This window comes from Burkholderia sp. B10 (assembly GCF_004368385.1).
Lineage (GTDB): Bacteria > Pseudomonadota > Gammaproteobacteria > Burkholderiales > Burkholderiaceae > Burkholderia > Burkholderia vietnamiensis.
Genome location: NZ_PQMX01000092.1, coordinates 1 through 20,928, shown reverse-complemented (window position 1 = coordinate 20,928; position 20,928 = coordinate 1). Strand labels below are relative to the sequence as shown.

Here is a 20,928-nt window from a genome sequence, read left to right as displayed (position 1 = left end):
GATGTAGCCAATGCAGCCAGCGCAGCCGATGCAGCCAGCACAGACAACGCAGACAATGCAGACAATACGAGCGATGCCGCAGATACGGCAGCTGCCTCCGCCCACCCATCTCCGCACTTCGACGACACAGCGCCCGCACCCGTGCCCGTGCCCACGGAGCGCCGATGCTAGATCAAGCGACGAACTTCAACGACATCGCCGGCACGCTGCGTCCGCTGCTTTACGTAATGCCGCGCCTGTTGCCGATCATGCTGATCGTGCCGGTGTTCAACGAGCAGATCATCACGGGCCTCGTGCGCAACGGGATCGCCGTCGTGATCGCGGCGTTCGTCGCGCCGGCGATCGATCCGGCACAGGTCGCGTCGCTGCCGTTTCTCATGTGGTGCCTGCTCGTCGCGAAGGAGGCGGTGGTCGGCCTGCTGCTCGCGGGCGCGTTCAGCGCGGTGCTGTTCGCGATCCAGGGCGTCGGCTTCCTGATCGACTTCCAGACGGGCAGCGGCAGCGCCGCGTTCTTCGATCCGATGGGCGGCCACGAAGGCGGCCCGACCTCCGGCTTCCTCAATTTCGTCGCGCTCGCGCTGTTCGTCACGGCGGGCGGCCTGCAGGTGCTCGTGCAGCTGTTCGCGCAGTCGTATGCGTGGTGGCCGATCGGCTCGTTCGGCCCGGATCTCTCGTCGATGCTGCAGACCTTCGTCGTGCGGCAGACCGACACGATCTTCGAATGGATGGTGAAGCTCGCCGCGCCGGTGATCATCGTGCTGGTACTGGTCGAGCTCGGCATCGGGCTGGTCGGGCGCGCGGTGCCGCAGCTGAATGTCTTCGTGTTCTCGCAGCCGCTCAAGAGCGCGCTCGCGGTGCTGATGATGGTGCTGTTCCTGCCCGTCGTGTACGCGTCGCTGCATGCGCTGCTGAGCCCCGACAGCGGCTTGATGGCGCTGCTGCGCGCGCTGTTCGCCGCGCACGGCGGCGCGTGACGGCCGGCGCGGCGACGGAGCGACGATGGCCGAAAAGAACCAGCAGCCGACCGCGAAGCGCCTGCGCGAGGCGCGCGAAAAAGGCGACGTGCCGAAGAGCGCGGAGACGGTGTCGTCGGCGTTCTTCGTCGGCGTGTGCGTCGCGCTCGCGGTCGGCCTCGGCACGCTGTTCGCGCGGCTGCAGGCGCTGTTCCGGCTGGTGTTCGATGCGGCCGGCGCGGCCGACCCGGCCGCGCGGCTCGCGGTGCTGGTGGACGGCGCCGCGCGCGACTGGGCGCTGCTGTCGGCGCAGATCGTCGCGGCGGGGCTGCTCGCCGGCCTGCTCGCGGGCTTCGTGCAGGTCGGCGGCGTGATGGCATGGAGCCGCCTCGTGCCGCAGCTGTCGCGGCTCAATCCGGCCGAGGGGCTGAAGAACATGTGGTCGATGCGCAACCTCGTGAACCTCGCGAAGATGCTGCTGAAGACCGTGCTGCTGGTCGCCACGCTCGGCTGGCTGATCGTCGAGTCGCTCGATCCGTCGGTGCAGGCGGGCTTCACGCGGCCGGTGTCGATCCTCGCGCTGATCGTGAAGCTCCTGATGCTGCTGTTCGGCTGGGCCGCGCTGATCTACGTCGTGATGGCGCTGATCGACATCGTGCATCAGCGGCACGAGTTCAACCAGAAGATGAAGATGTCGATCGACGAGGTGCGGCGCGAGCACAAGGAGGACGAAGGCGATCCGCATATCGCGGCGAAGCGCCGGCAGCTCGCGCGCGAAGCGCAGTTCGCGGCGCTGCCGGACCGCATCGGTTACGCGTCGGTGGTCGTCTATTCGCCGCGCGTCGCGGTCGCGCTCTATTACGGCGGGATCGGCTCGCTGCCGTGGGTGCTCGCGCGCGGCGAAGGCGAGGCGGCCGAGCGGATCGTGCGGCTCGCGCGCGACGCGCTGCGCCCGACGCTCGCGAACGTCGGGCTCGCGCATGCGCTGTACGAAACCACGCCGGAGAACGGCACGATCCAGCAGCAGCATTTCCGCGAGGTCGCGCAGTTGCTCAAATGGGCGACCGGCGCGTAGTGGATGCGCGGCTCATGCGAACGAATCCATCATCGAATGCAGGGTCGCATCCCGCGCGCGCAGCACACGCGGTGCGAATCTCCGCGCCCATTTTCGCGCACGGTGCGGCAGCCGCTTGACGCCGTTTTTTTTCGGTAGCAGCACCGTTTCGCGCGGGAATTGTTGCTGATTTATTTCTTCGTAAGATGGCTCGACCGTCAACCGGGCGGCGGGCCGCGAAGTCGCGCCGCCGTTGCCGGATCGGGTCAACAGGGGCAGACAAACCAATGTGCGGAATCGACGGCTTTCTGAATAGCGTCGCCTTCGATGAGGAGACAGCGCGCGGCACGCTTGCGCGCATGACGGCGAGCCTCGCGCATCGCGGGCCTGACGGGCAGGGCATGTGGGTCGATCCGGAGGCCGGCATCGCGCTCGGCCACCGGCGGCTCGCGATCGTCGATCTGTCGGTGCAGGGCCGGCAGCCGATGGCCTCCGCGTGCGGCCGTTACGTCCTCGTCTTCAACGGCGAAATCTACAACCATCGCGAACTGCGCGCGGAACTCGAACGCACGGGGCGCGCCCCCGCGTGGCGCGGCCGCTCGGACAGCGAAGTGCTGGTCGCGGCGATCGCCGCGTGGGGCGTCGACGCGACGCTGCGGCGCGCGACCGGCATGTTCGCCTTCGCGCTGTGGAACCGCGCGTCGCGGGTGCTGACCCTCGCGCGCGACCGGATCGGCGAGAAGCCGCTGTACTACGGCCGGATCGGCGACGCGCTGGTGTTCGCGTCCGAGCTCAAGGCGCTGCGTGGCTATCCGGGCTTCGACGGCGCGGTCGATCGCGACGCGCTGTGCCTGTACCTGCGCCAGTCGAGCGTGCCCGCGCCGCATACGATCTATCGCGGCATCAGCAAGCTGCCGCCCGGCACCTTCATCCAGTTCGAGCATGCGCGCGACACGCCGCGCGTGCGCGCGTACTGGGCGCTCGAGCAGGCGATCGAAGCCGGCCGCGAGCGGCCGTTCGACGGCAACGCCGACGACGCCGTCGGCCAGCTCGACGCCGTGCTGCGCCAGGCCGTCGCGCGCCAGATGGAGGCCGACGTGCCGCTCGGCGCATTCCTGTCGGGCGGCATCGATTCGTCGGCGATCGTCGCGCTGATGCAGGCGCAGTCGGCCAAGCCGGTCGACACGTTCACGATCGGCTTTCACGAGGCCGGCTACGACGAGGCCGGCTATGCGAAGGCGGTCGCGCGCCACCTCGGCACGCGCCACACCGAGCTCTACGTGACGGCCGACCATGCGCTCGCCGTCGTGCCGAAGCTGCCGTCGATCTACGACGAGCCGTTCTCCGATGCCTCGCAGATCCCGACCTTTCTCGTGTCCGAGCTGACGCGCCGGCACGTCAAGGTGAGCCTGTCCGGCGACGGCGGCGACGAGCTGTTCGGCGGCTATACGCGCTACTTCCTCACGCCGCGCCTGTGGCGCAAGCTGCATCGCGTGCCGGCCGCGGTGCGCGCGCGGATCGCGGCCGCGCTGCACGCGCTGCGGCCCGACCACGCGGACCAGCTCGCGGCCGTCGCGCAGGGCGCCTGGGGCGGCGTGGACGCGCGCGACGGCGCGTCGCGCATCGGCGACCGGCTGCACAAGCTCGGCCACGTGATGACGGCCGAGAGCCGCATCGGGCTGTACCGGCTGCTGATGTCGTCGGTCCATCATCCCGAGCGCCTCGCGCTCGCCGGCCAGGAGCCGCCGACGCCGCTCGACACGGTGTCCGCGTGGCCCGCGCATCTGAGCTTCGCCGAGCAGGCGATGGCGATCGACACGCTCACGTACCTGCCGACCGACATTCTCGCGAAGGTCGACCGCGCGGCGATGGCCGTCGGCCTCGAGACGCGCATGCCGTTCCTCGATCATCACGTCGTCGAATTCGCGTGGCGGCTGCCGGCCGCGGTGCGGCTGCCGCAGGGGCAGCCGAAGGCGCTGCTGCGCCGGCTGCTCGATCAGTACGTGCCGCGCGCGCTGATCGACCGGCCGAAGCAGGGCTTCTGCGCGCCGGTCGATCACTGGCTGCGCGGCGCGCTGCGCGACTGGGCCGAAGCCTTGCTGGAGCCGTCGCGGTTGCGCGCCGAAGGCTTCTTCGACGCGGCGGCGGTCGAGCGGCTGTGGCGCCAGCATCTGACGGGCCGGATGAACTGGCAGCATCAGCTGTGGACGGTGCTGATGTTCCAGGCGTGGCTCGAGGGACAGCGCGCGGTGTGACGGCCGGGTGAAACGCGATGCGCAACACGCGGAGGCCCGCGAGCGGCCCCCGTCCTTGCCGGTTCAGGCCGTTCGAGGCTCACACTCCCACGCCGCTCAACCGATGTTCAGCGGCGTACCGACCGACAACTGGTTCGGATCGCCGGCGACCGACGGATTGAGCTGCAGGATTTCGGTCAGCGCGCGCGCGTCCTGCTGGTCGCGCGTCAACCCTTGCTGATCGGCGCGCGACACGTGCGCGGCCTCGAGCAGCGACTGCCGATGCCGGTCGGCGATCACCCACAGCGAATCGCCGGCGACGACGATGTACGGCTGCGCGGCGGCCGGCGTCTGCGGCGTCGTCGGTGTCGTGGGCGGCGCCGCGGGCGCGACGTGCGCGTGCGTGCCCGATGGCGGCAGGGGCGGCACGGCCGGCGCGGAAGGCAGGCCAGGCGCGGAAGGCGCGCTGCCGTGGTGCGTGGTGCCGTTCGACGGCGACGTGTTGTTGTTGCCGTTGTTACTGCCGTTGCCGCTGCTGCTGCCGCCACTGACCGCCGTATAAACCCAGTTGCCGACGTAGATCCCGATCGGCGCGAGCAGCAGGATCGTCGGCATCTTGCCGGTGACGCGCTTGGTCAGGTTCGGGAAATGCGTGTCGGCGCGGGCGAGCGCGAGCAGCGTGGCCGAGCTGAGCGACGCGATCGCCGTCGGCAGGTTGGTGTGGATCGTCGCGGCCGCGCCCACGAACGGCGCGATATAGCCGCCGGCGATGCTCGCGAGGTCGGACGCGGTGTCGATGAAGCGCACGAAGCGGCTGCGCCGTTCGATGCTCAGGTGGGTGAACGCGCTGGCCTGCACGAGGCCGGTGTAGGTGAGGCCCAGCACCGCGCCGGTGGTGCCCAGCAGCGGCACCAGCGACGGATCCTGCAGCAGCGTATGCAGCGACATCTCGCCGAGGCTCGCATAACCCGCGATCGCGGCCGTGCGGCCCACCTTGCCGAGGAAGCGGCGCGGATTGCCGTGGTGCAACTGCTGGATCGACGTGCCGGCCAGCACGCCCTGCATCTGCTGGATCATGTCGTTCGCGAGCAGCTTCGTGTACTCGACCGTCTTGTCGGCGGACAGCGCGTTGCGGCCGTGCAGTTCGAGCTGCAGGTTGATCTTCGCGCGGCCTTCGCCGGCCAGCCGCACCAGCGACGCGCGACGTTGCGCCTCGTCCATCCGGTGCGCCGACAACTGGTTGTTGAGCCCGTTGATGAAGCGATCGATCACGTGGTTGAACAGCCGCGGATCGCCGCTTTGCAGCGCGCGCAGCGTGTCCTGATGCAGCGCCTGCACGAGGCGGCCGGTCCGCACGCCGACGAAGGTCGCGTTGGCCGCCTGCTTGTAGTCGGTCGGCGTCAGGCCGATATGGTGGACGGCGATGCCGGCGCCGATCCCGACCAGCCCCGACAGCACGTTCTTCCAGCTGAGCACCGACCACGAGCGTTCCATCTGCTGCAGGCGCAGCGCATTGAGTTCCGCGAAGGCGGCGAGCGGATCGCCCGGCTTCACGTAGTCGGCCGCCTGCGCGCTGATCAGGCGGCTCTCGCTGACCGGCAGCGACGCGTCGACCATCAGCGCCGGCCGTCGGACCACTTCGCGCCACGGTTCGAGCCCCGCCGCGACGGTGCTGCCGTCGACCAGCGTCGTATCCTGCTGCGGCGCGCGCAGCCGGGCGCCGACGTCCTTCAGCCAGGCCTCGTTGAACTTGCGCTCGCGCGACTTCTCGGACGGCGCATGGCTCGGGTCGGCGTGCCACGCGTCGGTCGCGAACTTCGCCGTCGCATAGCGCGCGCGATGCAGCAGGCGCGTCGTGTTGCCTTCGTACAGGCGCTGGCGCAATTCGGCGATCTGCGCGGGCGTGAGGCCCTTTTCGCGGCCGATCCGCTCGATCTCGGCCAGCAGCATCTGGTGCTGGTCGGCCAGCGTGTCGCGGTCGACGCGCTCGAACACGCGCGTCAGCGCGTCCGTGCCGTGCAGCCGCGCGAGCTTGCTGCGCGGTGCGTCGAGGCCGTCGGGCTGCGCGTATTCGTCCACGGCGCGCTCGACGAGCCGCTTCGCCAGCGCGGTCGTCAGCTCCTGGTTCGCGATGAAGTCGGCGCCGTGCGTCGCATACGACAGGCCGACGTGCACCCATTCGAGCGTGGGGCGATCGAGCAGCGAGTCGAGCAGCTCGAGGTGCCCGGCGCCCGGCACCGGCTCCGGCACCGCGTCCCAGCCGTGGAACGTGACCATCACGTGCGGCGCGGGTTCGCCCTCGTGCTCGGCGGCCCACGATTCGAGCAGCGCGCCGAGGCGTGCGTGATGGTGATAGCCGTCGTTGGTGCCCGCGAGGTGCCGGTAGTCGGCGGCCGACACGAGCGCGCGCGCGGGCGCCATCTCGAGGCGCAGCAGGAAGCCGGCCTCCGACGCCGCGTCGAGCCAGCGGTGCAGGTTCTCGCGGGTCAGGTCGTCGAGGTGCATGACCTTGCCGTTCTCGCCGGTGATGGTGCCTTCCCAGTAGTCGATCTTCGCCTTGCGCTGGTCGCCGATCGACTTCACGTCGCCGACGAATTCCAGGTCGTGCTTCGCGCCGCGCGTCGCGTTCAGCGTGTGCGGATCGATCGGGATCGTCACGACCGGCATGACGCCGCCGTGGCGACGCGTCTGCGCGACGAATTCGGCCGGATCGTCGGACAGCCGGTACGCACGGCTCATCGGCACGAGGCGGTTGCGCACCGCGTCGCCGGCGCCGAGCACGGCGCGCCGCAGCGCGCGGTCGGTGGCGGCGGCCGTGCTGAGGCCGCGCTGCGCACGCCTGGAGAACGGCACCGGCGCGTAGCGCGCGCCGCCGCCCGACCAGTCGCGCGCCACGTACAACGGCAGGCCGGTGCCGCGCCATGCGGCGGCATCGGCCATCGTCGCGGGCGGCGGCGTCGTGGCCGTCGCGTCGGTCAGCTCGAGCGGCGGCAGGCGCGAATCGCGCTCGTGCTTCGCGAGCGCGTCGATCCGCTCGAGGTGCGCGAACAGGTCGGGCACGTTGCCGTCGCCATACAGGCGCTTCCATTCGACCAGCGTCGTGCTGACGAGCGACGGCTGGTACGGGCGCAGCTTGAGCTCCGGATAGGCCGGCTCGGGCAGCCCCTGGCGCTTCGCGGCCTTGGTCGCGGCCTTGATTTCCTTCTTCAGCGCCTTGCGTGCGCTGCGCGTTTCGCGGGCCGCGTCGCTTGCCCAGTTGCGCAGCGACGCGAAGGTGCTCGGCGACGTGTCCTTCGCGATCCCGTCCAGATACTCGACGCGCCGGTTCAGCGCGGCAAGGCGCGTGCCGCGCGCGTGGTCCGCGAGTTCGGCCGGCGTCAGCTCGGTGAGCAGCAGATGGGTGTCGGCGCCGTAAGGCCCCGCGCCGATCGGCGACGATTCGAGCGGCACGCCGGGCGCGCCCGGATTCTGCCAGTCGTGCCACGTCAGCTTGCCCTTCGCGTCCGGCACCAGCACGCCCTGCGGCGTGTCGAGCCGGTGGGTGAGCGGGTCGCTCGTGTCGTACACGTAGATGTGATGCTTGCCCGCATCGAGCGCGCCGAACTCGGCCGCACTCAGCAGATGCACCGCATTGTGGCCGCTGAAATCCAGCGCCGCGTGCTTGCCCGACGGCAGCAGGTTCCGGTCGAACAGCGGCACGCTCGCCGCCGCCGCCCCGGCAGCAGGCAGCGCGGCGCCCGTGCGGGCGCGGCCGAGCAGCGCCGCGGTGCGGTTGCGCGTCAACAGCGCGACGCGGCGCGGCGCGTTAAGCGTCTTGGTGATGCCGAGCTGGCCGAGGTAGCGCAGCCCGGGCCGCGGCAGCCTGTCCGGCTTGTCGGCCTTCGGCGGCTTCGGCGCATCGAAGCGATTGCCGACCTGTTCGAGCATGGCCGGATCGATGCTGCTGACCACGAACGACACGCCATGCCGGCGCGCCCGCGTGAGCGGCACGCCGTGCGGTTTGCCGTGCGGCCGCACGCGCACCTGCGCGCGGCGCGGATAGGCGTCGCGCAGCGGCCGCTCGCCGATGCGCGTCTGCGCCAGCGGCGCCTTCTCGTGGTAGTTCCACGAACCGCTCGCGGCATCGTAGGTCGCATGGCCGCGCAGCTCGCCCGTCGTGCGGTCGATCGCGTAGATGGTGTCGGTCCGGCCGGCCGCGCCGAGCGCCTTGTGCGCGCTGCGATAGTGCTTCGCATCGGCGAGCGCGCCGATCGCATCGACGTAGCGGCTGCTCACGCGGCCGCGCCGCGTGAATTCGACGACCTTGCCGTCGCCTGCGTACTCGATCTTCGCCATCCCGCCGAGCGCCTGCAGCTGCTTGAGCGACACCGGCGACGCATGGAACGCGAAGCCCGCGCGCGCGGCCGCGGCTTGCGCGGGGTCGGCCGCGTCGTGGGCGGGATCGAGCGCGGCCGCGAGCGATTGCTGCTCGTCGGGCGTGAGCTTGCCGCCGACGAACTTCGGTTGCGCGATGGCGCCGTTCGCATCGATCCGTGCGGTCGCGACCACCTCGGGCACCGCCGCGGGCGTGATCTTGCCGGCGCGCGTGATCAGCAGCACGGTATCGGTGCCGGTCTGGCGCACGAGCGCGCGCAGCGACGCCGCATCGGCGCCGTCGACGCGCTTGAGCGTGCGCATCCCGCGCGCGTCGAGCCACGCGCGCGCACGCGTCATCTCGGCGCTGTCGAGCGCGTTGCGGCCCGACCGGGCGCCGCCGCGCCGCCCGCCGCCGCGTCCCGTGGCCGGGGCCGCCAGCGTCAGCGGCGCCGGCTCGCCCGCGAGCTCGGTGCGCGCCTGCTCGCCGTACAGCGCGCGATAGGTCGGCGTGCCGGGCAGCGACGTGCGGATCTCGCCGAACGCGTCGGCGAGCGCATCGAGCGCGGCCGGCTCGCCGCTGGCAAACGCGTGTTCCGCCGCGCGCGCGAGCGTCGCCGGCAGCTGCACGTGCGCGGCGACGTCGGGGCCGCCCGCCGCGAGGATTTCGGCGCGCACGCGATACGCGTTGAGCTGCGCACGCGCTTCGGCGAGCAGCAGGCTTTTCACGTACGCGTCGGGGCTGCTGCGGTCGAGGCCGAGCGTGTCGGTGGCGAGGTCGACGCTGTGCTGCGCTTCATGCGCGAGCGCGAACACCAGCGTGCCGGCGCGGCGCGTGTTGCCGTCGAGCACGATCCTGCGTCGCGCCGCATCGACATACTGACCGCCGCCGGGCGCGCCGAGCTTCACCTTCCAGCCGTCGGCGCGCGCGAGCCGCAGCTGCGCGCGCAGCGTCGGCGAGCGGCGCGCCAGCGCGTGGGCCTGCATCCTCAGCACGATGCCGCGGAAGGTCATGACGACGTGCGCGATCGCGCCGCGGCGCGGCGCATACGCGCCGGCCTCGTCGAACGCGGGATGCGCGAGCTTGATGCGGCCGTGCCTGAGCCCGGAGTGGATCTTCGCGGCGACTTCGTCGATCCGCGCGAGCACGGTGCCGTGCGGATCGCCGTGCGGCAGCACTTCGCCGGGATCGTGCAGCATCACGTCGCCGTTGCGGCCGAACAGCACCTGGAAGTCGTACAGCAGATGGTGGTCCTGCGTGACGCGACGGATGCGGGCGAGATCCGTCAGGCCGCGGCTCGACACCACGGCCGGCAGGCCGATGTCGAACTCGACGTCGACGCTGCTCAACTGCGCGGACGGCTTCAGCACGACGCCCACGCGGTTCACGACCGAGAACGGCCCGTCGGTGGTGCTGGTCGGCAGCTCGTAGACCTCGCTCAGCGTCTTGAGCCCGCCTTGCTCGAGCTCGACCGCTTCGTACGCATCGGCGAGGCCGTCGATCGAGCCGTCGCGGTAGACGCCGAGCGCCTGGCCGGCGCCGCCGTCGAACACCGTCTTGTACGCGCCCGAGCCGAGCACCGGCCCGAGGTAATCGGCCGGATCGACCGGCCGACCGGGCGCGCCGTCGAGATGGAGCGTGCCGTGCGCGCCGTCGACCGACAGCTCGCCGAGCGACGGCTGGCGATAGCTCGCCGGCACGTAGCGGTTCATTGCCGACAGGTCGGTCGGCATACCGTCCGCGCCGATCGCGTCGGGATGGACGGTGTAGATCGCGCGCTGCCACAGGTTCGCGAGCTGCGCGGCGCCGCCTTCGTTCGCATGCCGCGCCGCCAGGATCGTCGTGTAGCCGTAATCGGACGGCGGCGCGTTGAGCAGCGTGAACTCGTGCGGACCGACCGGCTGCCCGTCGGGGCCGAGCAGCGTGCCGTCGCGCAGCGTGTCGGCCGGCACGATCGCGATGCGCTGGCCCATGTCGAGCAGCACGCGGCCGTCGCGCAGCAGCGCGAGCGTGTCGACCGGCGGCGCTCCGCTCGCGCCGAACGGCGACGCGTCGCGTTCCGCATGCGCCTGCGACCATGCCGCGCGCTGCGCCTGGATCTCGCGCATCGTCGTCGGCGCGTCGCGCTCGCCATCGCCGTCGTGCGCGGCGCGCGTCTCGGGCGCCGGCATCGCGCGCGCGCGCCGGCCGGGGCCGCGATCGTACGCGTCGCCGTAAAACTCCGTGTAGGTCTTGCCGCGCGCGCCCGACACCGGTGCCTCGGCGAACGCGTCGGCGAGCCGTGCGAGCGCGCCGGCGTCGCCGCGCGCGGCCGGCCATGCGTCGGCTTCCGCCTGCAGCGCGTCGGGCAGCCGCACGTTCGCGGCGATGTCGATGCCGCTCGCCATCCGGATCTCGTAGCGGGCCTCGAATGCGTTGAGCTGCGCGCGCGCCTCGGCTTCGAGCGCCGTGCGCGTGAAGCGGCCGCGGCCGCTGTAGTCGAGGCCGAGCGTGCCCTCGATCGCGTCGACCGCATGCTGCGTTTCGTGCGCGAGCACGTAGGTCATCCAGCCGGGGCCGGCCGCTGCGCCGTCGATCGTCACGCGCCGGTGCTTCGTGTCGATCCGGCTGCCGCCGCCGCGCTTGCCGACGCGCACGCGCCAGCCGTTCGCGTCGAGCATGCGCAGTTGCGCCGCGAGCGTGCCGGAGCGCTGCGCGAGCGCGCTGACCTCGGCCGGCAGCGGCGCGCCGCCCACCCGCATGCGCACGCGCGTGATCACCGACGGCTTCTGCACGAACGCATCGTCGGCCAGCGGCGTCGGGTCGCGGGCCGGATCGAGCGCCGAATCGAGCGCGTCGACGCCGTGCTGCTCGATCCAGCGGTGAATGCCTTTCTCGATCTCAAACAGGCGCGACAGCGACAGCGTGTGCGCCGCGTAGGTGTTCAGGATCGGGCCGGGATCGCAGACCAGAAAATCGCCCGAGCGCGTGAAGATGCCTTGCAGGTCGAAGCCGACCTCGTGTTGCTCGAGCACCTCGCGCGTCTTCAACACGTTCTGGATGGCCGCGCGCGCCACCGCGGGCGGCAGGCGGCCGCTCGCGAATTCGTCGCTGTGGAACACGCCGAGCGGGAGCGACAGCGCGGAGACGCGGTCGCCGAGCGCGCGGAACGGGCCGTCCAGCCGAACGGTGCGGATGCCCCACTGTTCCAGCTGTGCGAGCGCGCGTTGCTCGTCGCGCACGAGCTGCTCGTCGGCGGCGCGCTGCGCTTCGGGCGTCAGCGGTTCCTGCGGTGCGCCGGGCGGCTTCGGGCTGCGGTCGACGGTGGCGAGCGCGGCGTCGTCGCCGAGTGCGAACGCCGTCTTGCGCGCGCCGGCGCCGAGCAGTTCGCCGACGTTGCCGTCGATGTCGATCCGGCTGGCCGGATCGCCGGCCAGATGCACGCCGTCGGCGTCGGCCGCGAGTTCGCCGAGCGCGTGCGGCGCGGCGGGCGCGGGATCGAAGCGGTGGAACATGCGCGTGTCGTGCACCGTCGCGTCGGCGCCGACCGCATGCTCGGGCGGCGCGTAGACGGCGCGCTGCCACACGTTCGCGAGCCGCGCGGCCGCTTCGTAGCCGCCTTGCCCGGCGGACAGCACGATCGTGTCCGCCTGCCTGAGCGTGGGCCACGGCGCCATCGCGAGCGCGTATTCGTGCGCGCTCACCGGCTTGCCGTCGACGAGCAGCGTGCCGTCGGGCAGCGTGTCCGCATGCAGCACCAGCACGTCGCCGTCGGCGAACGTCGACATGTGGCCGTCGCGGCGCGCCTGCAACGTGGCGGCATCGGGCGCCGGGCGCTCGCCGAACGGCGACTCGAGCACGGCGTGCGCGTAGCTCCACGCGGTGCGCGCGTCGAGCTGCTGCCGGCCGGCCGGCGCGGTGCCGTCCTGGCCGTCGGCGGGCTGCATCCGCGGCGCGGGCATCCGGCGCGGGACGCCGCCGCGGCGCTTCTGGCGCGCCCACACGTCGTCGTAGAACTCGCTATAGGTCTGCGCGTCGCGAGCGGCCACCGGCGCATCGGCGAAGTTTTCGGCGAGCCGCGCGACCGTGCCCGTGTAATCGCTCGTCGGCCCGTGCCAGTCGACGCCTTCGCGCGCGATCGCATCGGGCAGCTGCGCGTGTTCGGCGATGTCGACGCCGGTCGACAGCGCGATCTCGTAGCGCGCCTCGAACGCGTTGATCTGCGCGCGCGCCTCCGCTTCGAGCGCCTTGCGCGTGAAGCGGCTGCGGCTGCCGTAGTCGAGGTCCAGCGCGCCGGCCATCGCCTCGACCGCCTGGCGCGCCTCGCTCGCGAGCGTGTAGGTGATGCTGCCCGGTTCCTGAAGCGCGCCGTCGATCGTCATCACGCGCTTGCGCACATCGATGTGGCTCCCGCCGCCGCGCTTGCCGACCTTCACGCGCCAGCCGCCGTCGCTCAGCATGCGCAGCTGCGTGACGAGCGTCGCCGACTGCGAGGCGAGCGCCAGCACGGTGTCGGGCACCGGCGCACCGCCGAAACGCATCTGCATCCGCGTGAACCAGCCGGGGCCGGACGCGGCCGCTTCGGGCGGCGCGGCTTCGGTGATCTCCGGATGCGCGGCCACCAGGTCGGCATCGTAGGCGAGGGCGACGTCGTGGTGTGACACGGGCCGCGCGGCGCCGCCGCCTGCGCGCTCGCGCGGCGGCGCGGTCTCGCCGTGTGCCGGCGCACGCTCGGGCGCGGCGCTGCGCTCGGACTTGACCAGCACCAGCACGCGGTTCGGCGCGCTGAAGCGGCCGTCGAGCGCCTTCAGCGGCCGCGGCGTCGCGGCGGGACGCGGCAGCGCCGGCTCGTTCGGCCCGCGCTTGCCGGCGAGCACGATCACCGGCGCGTCGCCTGGCGCGCGGGCGGGCGACGCGTGCGGTGCCGCTTCGGCGTCGCCCGCGAGCGCGACGCCGTCGGGCGCCGGGTCGAAACGCAGCGTGCGCGCGTCGGCGCGCAGCTGACCGTCGGCGTCGAGCGCCTCGGGCGTCGCCGCATAGACGGGCTTGTCCCAGCGGTTCGCGAGCTCGGGTGCGAGTTGCGCGTCGTGCTCGCCGGCGATCACGACGATCGGTTCGTCGAGGTTCGGCGTGCGCGCGGCGGCGGGCGACGCGCTATGCGGCGCGTCGCCGTCGCGCACGATGTAGAGCGTGCGGCCGCCGACCTCGAGCGGTTCCGCGCTCGGCCCGCGCGGCACCGAGATGCCGGCCGGATCGGCCGTCGCCGCGCGGGCGGCGGGCTTCGCGCCGGTCAGGTCGACGACCCGGACGTCGATACGCGGGCGTGCCGCGGCAGGCGTCGTGCGCGCGCTCGCGCCGGGCGACGCGTCGGCGTCGAGCGGCCGGTAGCGCAGCGCCTGGGCGTCGGCGCTGCGCCGGTCGAGGTTCGCGTCGGTCGCATGCTCGGCCGCGGCCTCGTCGCGCTGCGCGTCGACGCGCGCGCGTTCCTGGCTCGTGCGCCGCGTGCTGCGCGCGTCGTTCGCGGCGCTGGCCGTCTCGCCTTGCTCGGCCGCTTGCGCGAGGCTGCGCGGCGCCTGTTCGTCGCGGGCGGCCGCGTATTCGTCGCGCGCCTGCTGCAGCGTGCGGTCGAGCAGTTCGAGCGGTGTTCTCGCCACGACCTTCGGCGTCGTGCTCATGCCGCCGCCGTCGCCGAACGACAGCCGCTCGCCGGTGTCGGTCACCGAGTCGATCCGCGTGCCGTTGGTCCAGCTCTTGTCGGAGGCGGAGACGACCGACAGCTTGCCGTCTTCGCCGAGCACGACGAATTTGCCTGCGGGCAACGCGTTGCGCGACGTGCGGTCGAGCACGCGAATCGGCTGGTCTTCGTAGGTCAGGATCTTGTCGCCGACGCGCAGCGTGCCGTCCGGCGACACGGTGACGGCCTCGCCGTCGAGCGTCACGCGCGTGCGGCCGGCCGCGAGCGACGCGTCGTCGCCCTTGTTGAGGATCCGGCCGATCGTCTGACTGTCCACGCTGACGGTCTTGCCGTCCGCACCGCGGATCGGTATCGGCCTGCCGGTGCCCGTGCGCACCGACGTGACCACGCGCTCCTTGAGGCCGCCCGCGGCCATCAGCGCGACGTTCGTCAGCCCCGACTTGAGCTCCTCGCCGGCGGCCTTCTTGTCGCCGGTGACGAAGTAGTCGTAGCCGGCTTCGCCGAACGCCTCGAAGCCGGCGCCCAGACCGGTCACGACCGCGGTGGCCTTCGTGCCGCCGGCGAGCACCGACGCGACTTTCGGCGTGCGCGTGAGCGCCGTCACGGTGCGCGTGAACAGCTTGGCGCCGGCCAGCTTCGCGGCGCCCGCGGCGCCCATCGGCACGAGATTGATGAAGTCCATCCGCGCACCCGCGTCGGTGAACGGATTGATGCTGCGGCCGTGGTCGGCGCGGTTGGCCAGATCGAGCCCGGCGCTCGTCACCGTCGCGCCGATCGCGGTGTACATCATCCCCGCGCCGAGCAGGTTCAGGGGCACGCCGACGACCGCGCCGACGACGGTGCCGTCGAGCAGCGTGCCGAGGCCTTCGAGCGCCATCCCGCCGACCATCATGCCGATGTTCAGGCCGGTGCTGGTCAGCGTGTTCATGAAGCTGTCGAAGCCGCTCTCGTGGTGCGCGGCCTTCGAGACGAGCTGCAGCGTGCCGTCCGCGTTGTGGCCGGTCGCGATGTCGACGGTGCCGTCCTTCGACAGCTCGTTGTTGTCGATGTAGTCGTTGATGTCGTCGTAGGTGCTCGCCGTCTCGTCGACGTACTGCGTGCCGTCCTTGCCGCTGACCTTGAACAGCGCGCTGGTGGTCATGCCGGCATCCTTCGCCGCATACACCATCGGCAGCACGCTGACCTGCGTCGTCGCGCCGCCGCCGACTTTCAGCAGCTGGTCGCGCACGCTGTCGATCGTCGACAGCTTGTCCTTGTTGGTGAAATGCGTCTGCGTGTCGGTCGCGATGGACGTGTTCGACGACGCGTCGCCGCCGACGTCCGGCGCCATGCCGAGCGCGACGCCGATCAGATTGCGCTGCTGCGTGTCGCTCAGCTTGCCGAAGTCGATGGTCGCGCCTTTGCCGGTGCTCGCGCTCGCCGCGTCGAGCAGCGTGTTCGACAATTCGCTGCGGTGTGCCTCGTAGAAATCGTGCTGCGCGCTCTGGTAGTCCTTGTACGCGTCGGAATTCGGATCGGCATAGCGCAGCCGCTCTTCGAGTCCCGCGTCGAACTGGTCCAGCAGCACCTGCTGGTGGGCCGACTCGCTCAGCAACTGCAGCCGCTGCACGGCGTTGTCGGCGTTCTGCGCATCCTTCTTCGCCTGATCGAGCTGGGTCTGGTTCGGGTTCGGCAGCGGCGGCGTATACGCGGGCAGGATGTCGCCGTCGGCGAGCTGCCGGAAGCGCGTCGGCGCCGGATGCGAGGCCTGCCAGTCGTCGTATTGCTGCTGGATCGTCGCGAGCGTCGCGTGCTTCTGCGCTTGCTGGTTGCGCGCTTCGGTGAGCGCCGCGCCGGTCGCACGCTCGTTGACCAGATTCGACAGCCGGTTGCCGGCGGCGCGGATGGCGCCCGCGGTGACGCGCAGGCGTTTCGCGTCGAGCAGCGTCGGGCCGGACGGCGTGGCCGGGTTCGCCGCCGCATCCGCCGGCGCGAACGACAGCGGGCCGTTCAGCAACGGCGACGTGTTCCACAACGGCTGGCTGCCGTTCGGCGCGCCGTTGGCGTTCGGCGCGCCTGCGGCGTTCGTCTTCGGCAACGGCGACGAAAACAGCGGCGCCGCGTTCGCGGGGGTGCCGTTCGCTGAGGTGCCCGTCGTGTTCCACGGCGGCGGCGCGAACAGCTGCGACGGGTTCGCCGTGTTGAACGGCGAGGGACGCGCGGGCGGCTTGACGCTCGCCTCGATCTGCGCGGCCTGGTCGTCGTACTGCTGCGCGAGTGAGGCGCCGTACGCGACCACGAACGCGTCGTGCGCGATGCCGGCCTGCTGCTTCGCGAGCTGCAGCTGCTGGTACGGCTCGCTCGGATCGTCGGACAGGCGAGCGAGCTTGCCGTGGTAGTTCGCCTGCAACGTGTCGGCCTGCTGCTGCGCGGCCAGCATCTGCAGATAGCTGCTGCTCGTGCCCGCCGTGACCTGCGCATGAGCGAGCGCCGTCTTGTCCTTGGCGATCGCGTCGGGCACGATCACCGTCGGCCCTTCCTTGCCGTTGTCGGCATCGGACTGCTGCTGCGCCTGGGCGAGCGTCACGTTGTCGTTTGCCGCCGCGAGTGCGGCATTCGCGTAGTTCGCGTCCTTGGCCGCGGCCGTGACGGTCGTCTGCGCCGCATCCGCGGAATCCGGCGCGTCGGGCATCGACACCTGCAGGTCGAGCGGCTGCAACGCATCGTTGAGCCGGCCGACGCCCGCATCGAGCGCCGCCTTGTAGTCGGGATCGGCGAGGTACGACTGGAATTGCGCGTACGCGAGATTGGAGTTCGCGACGTCCGCGAAAAACTTCGCCGAGCCGGCCGACGCATGCGCCTGCGCCTTCTGCCAGTCGTCATAAAGCCGGATCTGCAGCGGGTTCTTGCAGTCGCTTGCCTGCGGCGCCCAGTTCGGATCGTCCGGGTGATCGGGGAATGCCGCGATCAGCGTCTTGAGCTGCTGGTCGGCCGCGTGCTGCGCGTCGCCGGGGTCCGTCACCTTGCCGGAATCGTCGAGCTTCATCCCGGCCGGCATGTCGGCGTTCGCCTGCTCGCCGTACAGGATCATGTAGCCGGCGTCGGTCGTCACGTTCAGCTCGCGCTGCGCGTCGTCGGCGGCCGCGCGCGCCTTCGCATAGTCGGCCTGCGCGCTCTTGCGCTCGGCGGGCGTCGACTCCGGGTCGCGGTTCGCCAGGTGCAGCACGTTCTGCGCGCCTTGCAGCGCCTGCGACGCGTTGTCGTACTTGGTCTGCGCGCCCTGGATCGCCTTCTGCACGGCGGTCGTCTTGTCGTTCTCCACCGTGATGTCGGGCGGCGGCGCCGTGTACTGCGCGGCCATGCTCTGGATCAGCGACGTGGCCGACTGGATTTCCGCGTTGGTCGGCTTGGCCGGGTCGGTGCCCAGCGACGCGGTGACTGGGATCGGCGGCGTCACGGTCGGGTTCGCGGGGCCGGCTGCCGGATCGTCCTGCTTCGGCGGCGGGGGCGGCGGCGCGACGACCGGATTCAGCGTTTCCGACAGGAAGCGCTGCCAGTTGACACCCAGTCCCAGTCCGTCGATCGACAGCATGCTCGTCTCCGTTGAGCCGCGCGATGCGCGGCGCGCACGGCGCGCCACACGCCGCGCCGCGATCGTTCGAGTGTACGGACGCGCATCGCGGCGGGCGCACGGCTGTTTCGTAGCGCGGCGAGGCGCGCGGCGCGACGGCGCCGCACGCGCTACGAGAGCGGCGCGGGCTGCGGCGGTGCGGCGCGGCAGCGTCGTTCGACCCCTGAAAACGGCCCGCATCCGGCGATGCGCCGACGCGCGCTCAGCCCGTCACTGGTCGAGGCACCGCACGCACAGCCGCTTCGCCTGGCTGGCCGGCAAGCCGCGACACATCATCACGACGGGGCGCGCATGGCACGACGGCGCGTCCGCCGCCGCCGCCGCCGAGGGCAGCCGTCGCGCGCGCTCGGGTGGCGTGGTCGCGACCGCGTCCATGCGCCGCTGCCGCGCCGGCGGCGGCACGTCGCGCACGACCGGGATCGGCTCGACGCCGCCCTCGCGCGCATTGCGCTGTGCGCTGGCGACGACGCGGCTCACGTAGCCGCTCGAGAAGCCGGTCGTGAAGTTGCCGCTGTAGTAGCAGGACAGCGCCGCGCGCAACGCGGCCTGCGGCGAGCGGCCGGTGTTCGACGAGCGCGCGAAGCACTCGGTCAGGATCGCGCCGCCCGCGCGCAGGTTGCGGCACGGTTCGAACATCGTCGCGTCGTCGAGCCCGTACTTCGCGAAGTTGCGCTCGTTCACCTGCGCGAGCCCGACGCTGTAGCTGAAGCCGCGCGCGGCCAGCTCGCTCGCGGTCGCGCGCGCCTCGTCGAGCGACGCCGGCTGGCGCGTCAGATGGCCGCCGACCACGCCGATCGCATACGGATTGAAGCCGGATTCGGTCCGCACCAGCGCGGCGAGCGTGTCGGGATCGACGTTCGGCGCGCACGCGCGCGCGAGTTGCGTGAAGGCCGCGGCGCTGCCGGCCGCGCGCGCGTCGCGCACGTTCAGGCCCGAGCACGCGAGCATCAGCGCGGCCAGCGCGTACAGGCCCGCGGCGACGCAGCGCAGCGCGCGCGCGTTCATCCCGCCCCCGCTACGCGGTACGACAGCACGAGCCCGTGCACGAGCAGCGACCAGCCGTCGAGCGCGACGAACAGCAGCAGCTTGAACGGCACCGAGATCGTCGTCGGCGAGATCATCTGCATCCCGAGCGCGAGCAGGATGTTCGCGACCAGCAGGTCGACGACGATGAACACGATATAGATCACGAAGCCGATCTGGAACGCCTTGGTCAGCTCGGCGAGCGTGAAGCTCGGCACCAGCACGAGCAGGTCGTCGTCCTTGATGCCGTCGGCGCGGTTCTTCGGCCACACCGACGTCGCGGTGCGCACGAAGAATTCACGGTCGCGCTGGCGCGTGTGCGAGACCAGGAAATCCTTGATCGGCGGCAGCGCGGCGTCGGCGAGCACGCCGATGTCCGCGGTCGACAACTGCCCCGCCGCGTCGAAGTGGCGCGCCTGCAGCGCGTCGCGGATCGACATCCCGACCGGCGCCATGATGAACAGCGACAGGATCAGCGCGATGCCGTTCAGCACGAGGTTCGGCGGCACCTGCTGGATGCCGAGCGCGGAGCGCAGCAGGCCGAGCACGACCACGAGCTTCGTGTAGCTCGTCACCATCAGCGCGGCGAACGGTGCGATGCCGAGCGCGGCGATCACCGCGATCAGCGCGACCGGATTCGGCAGATTGCCCATCGCTCAACGCTCGCGCGGGGCCGGCTGCGTCAGCGTGACGACGCGCACGCCGAGCTTCTGGCCGACCGCGATCAGATGCCCGGTGCCGATCAGCATGCCGTTCGCGACCAGATGGATCACGCTCTGGTTGATGCCTTGCTGCAGTTCGATCACCGCGCCGGGTTGCAGCGCGCCGAGTTCGCCGAGCGGGATCGACGTCGGCGGCAGCTCGAAGCGCAGGTCGACCGCGAGGCCGTCGAGCGAGCGCGGTGCGTCGTCCGGCGGTGCGTCGTGCGCGGTCGCGGGCGGGGTGTCGGTGCGGGTCGGTTCCAAAGGCATCTCCCTGATTCGTTCGACGGTCAGCCGGGTGCCGGACGGCCGTCCGGTGATCTCCCACGCCGGCGTGGCCGGCACGCGCGCGACGCACAGCAGGTTCTGCTCGTGCGCGCGCCAGCGCTCGATCGCGATGATGTCGCCGCCGACGACGTCGGCCAGCTCGGCCGTCGTCAGTTCGGTGCGGCCGATCTCGAACACGAGCGGCACCGGCAGGCTCGCATAGGCCGCGTGCGGGGCCGGCCGCGCGGGCGCCGGTTGCGCGAAGAACACCGCGAGCGCGTCGGGCGCGTCGAACAGCAGCGCGCCGTGGCAGCGCCACGCGCCGTCGGCGCGGCGCAGCTCGAAGCGCAGCGCGGCCGGCGCGGTGCGCCATGCGGGCACGCTCGCGGGCGGCGGCAGCAATTCGACGCGCTGCCGCGTCGCGGCCTGCAGCACGGCCGCGAGCGGCGCCGCGAGATCGGCCAGCAACGCCGCTCGGATCACGGCCGGCACGTCCGGGTCGGCGGCATCGCCGAGCCATTCGGTTTCGGCGAGCGGATCAAGCCACAGCGTGCCCGTGGCCGGGCCGACAACGAACCGGTATGCATGGGCATCGGCAACCGGCTCGGCGGCGACGCGCCAGCGCACCTCGTACGCGTGCTCGCCGAGCGTGACCGGCACGGCGGCCGGCGCGCCGTATGCATGCGACAGCCCGCGCGCGGCGGCCGCGGACAGACGCGGCAGGTACGGCGACGCGTCGAGCGGGACCGCGACCGGCGCGGGCGGCACGGCGGCGGCGGTCTGCGCGGCGGCCGGAGCGGCGGCGGGCGCTTGGTTCGCGGCGTCGCCGGTGTCGGCATTCGTCAAAGGCAGCGCAGGCACGGCGGGATCGGGGCGGATTCGGCGATGGTCGACGGGTTGTGGTGGCCGGCGGCGCGGGGGGCGCGCGGCTGCTGCGTCGATTGTAGGGACGGTGCCGGCCGCGTGCGGCGCCGGAATCCGTAGTCGCAGACGGCACGCGGCGCGGCTCGTGGTGGCGAGCTACGAAGCGTGTCGGGGGCGTGGGGGCGGGTGAAGGG

7 protein-coding genes are annotated in these 20,928 nt (G+C 71.9%); 3 read left to right on the top strand and 4 right to left on the bottom strand.

What is annotated here, in order from left to right; all coding sequences use genetic code 11:
* Positions 1-164 precede the first annotated feature (164 nt).
* The 3 genes from sctT to asnB all read left to right on the top strand — a co-directional run bounded on the left by sctT (position 165) and on the right by asnB (position 4,262).
* A complete protein-coding gene (gene sctT / locus C3Y15_RS28290; RefSeq protein ID WP_011882602.1) occupies positions 165-974 on the top strand; it encodes a type III secretion system export apparatus subunit SctT in 810 nt (269 codons plus the stop codon).
* A 25-nt stretch (positions 975-999) separates the two neighbouring features.
* Positions 1,000-2,028 (top strand): EscU/YscU/HrcU family type III secretion system export apparatus switch protein, encoded by a 1,029-nt coding sequence (locus tag C3Y15_RS28285; protein ID WP_011882601.1) that lies wholly within the window; start codon positions 1,000-1,002, stop codon positions 2,026-2,028.
* A 266-nt stretch (positions 2,029-2,294) separates the two neighbouring features.
* Positions 2,295-4,262, top strand: a complete 1,968-nt coding sequence (gene asnB, locus C3Y15_RS28280) for an asparagine synthase (glutamine-hydrolyzing) (protein WP_059475276.1) — start codon at positions 2,295-2,297, stop codon at positions 4,260-4,262.
* Positions 4,263-4,358: 96 nt separating this feature from the next.
* Here the strand turns inward: asnB and C3Y15_RS28275 are convergent, their stop codons facing one another.
* The 4 genes from C3Y15_RS28275 to sctQ form a co-directional block, all read right to left on the bottom strand.
* The gene (locus C3Y15_RS28275; protein WP_069246448.1) at positions 4,359-17,840 is read right to left on the bottom strand and encodes an LWXIA domain-containing protein; all 13,482 of its coding nucleotides are present in this window, start codon (positions 17,838-17,840) and stop codon (positions 4,359-4,361) included.
* Between the two features lie 249 nt (positions 17,841-18,089).
* Entirely contained in the window at positions 18,090-18,884 is a 795-nt protein-coding gene (locus tag C3Y15_RS28270; protein ID WP_014725395.1) for a lytic transglycosylase domain-containing protein, read from the bottom strand.
* On the bottom strand, positions 18,881-19,555 hold the full coding sequence (sctR, locus tag C3Y15_RS28265; protein ID WP_011882597.1) for a type III secretion system export apparatus subunit SctR: 675 nt from the start codon (positions 19,553-19,555) through the stop codon (positions 18,881-18,883). Before sctR ends, C3Y15_RS28270 begins: the two co-directional genes overlap by 4 nt.
* Positions 19,556-19,558: 3 nt before the next feature.
* Entirely contained in the window at positions 19,559-20,731 is a 1,173-nt protein-coding gene (sctQ, locus tag C3Y15_RS28260) for a type III secretion system cytoplasmic ring protein SctQ (protein ID WP_059668635.1), read from the bottom strand.
* Positions 20,732-20,928: the final 197 nt, after the last annotated feature.

What these genes read in the sequence shown, in the direction of transcription:
- asnB (WP_059475276.1), top strand. Translation starts at nt 2,295, where the DNA reads ATGTGCGGAATCGACGGCTTTCTGAATAGCGTCGCCTTCGATGAGGAG.
- sctT (WP_011882602.1), top strand. Translation starts at nt 165, where the DNA reads ATGCTAGATCAAGCGACGAACTTCAACGACATCGCCGGCACGCTGCGT.
- C3Y15_RS28285 (WP_011882601.1), top strand. Translation starts at nt 1,000, where the DNA reads ATGGCCGAAAAGAACCAGCAGCCGACCGCGAAGCGCCTGCGCGAGGCG.
- C3Y15_RS28275 (WP_069246448.1), bottom strand. Translation starts at nt 17,840, where the DNA reads ATGCTGTCGATCGACGGACTGGGACTGGGTGTCAACTGGCAGCGCTTC.
- sctR (WP_011882597.1), bottom strand. Translation starts at nt 19,555, where the DNA reads ATGGGCAATCTGCCGAATCCGGTCGCGCTGATCGCGGTGATCGCCGCG.
- C3Y15_RS28270 (WP_014725395.1), bottom strand. Translation starts at nt 18,884, where the DNA reads ATGAACGCGCGCGCGCTGCGCTGCGTCGCCGCGGGCCTGTACGCGCTG.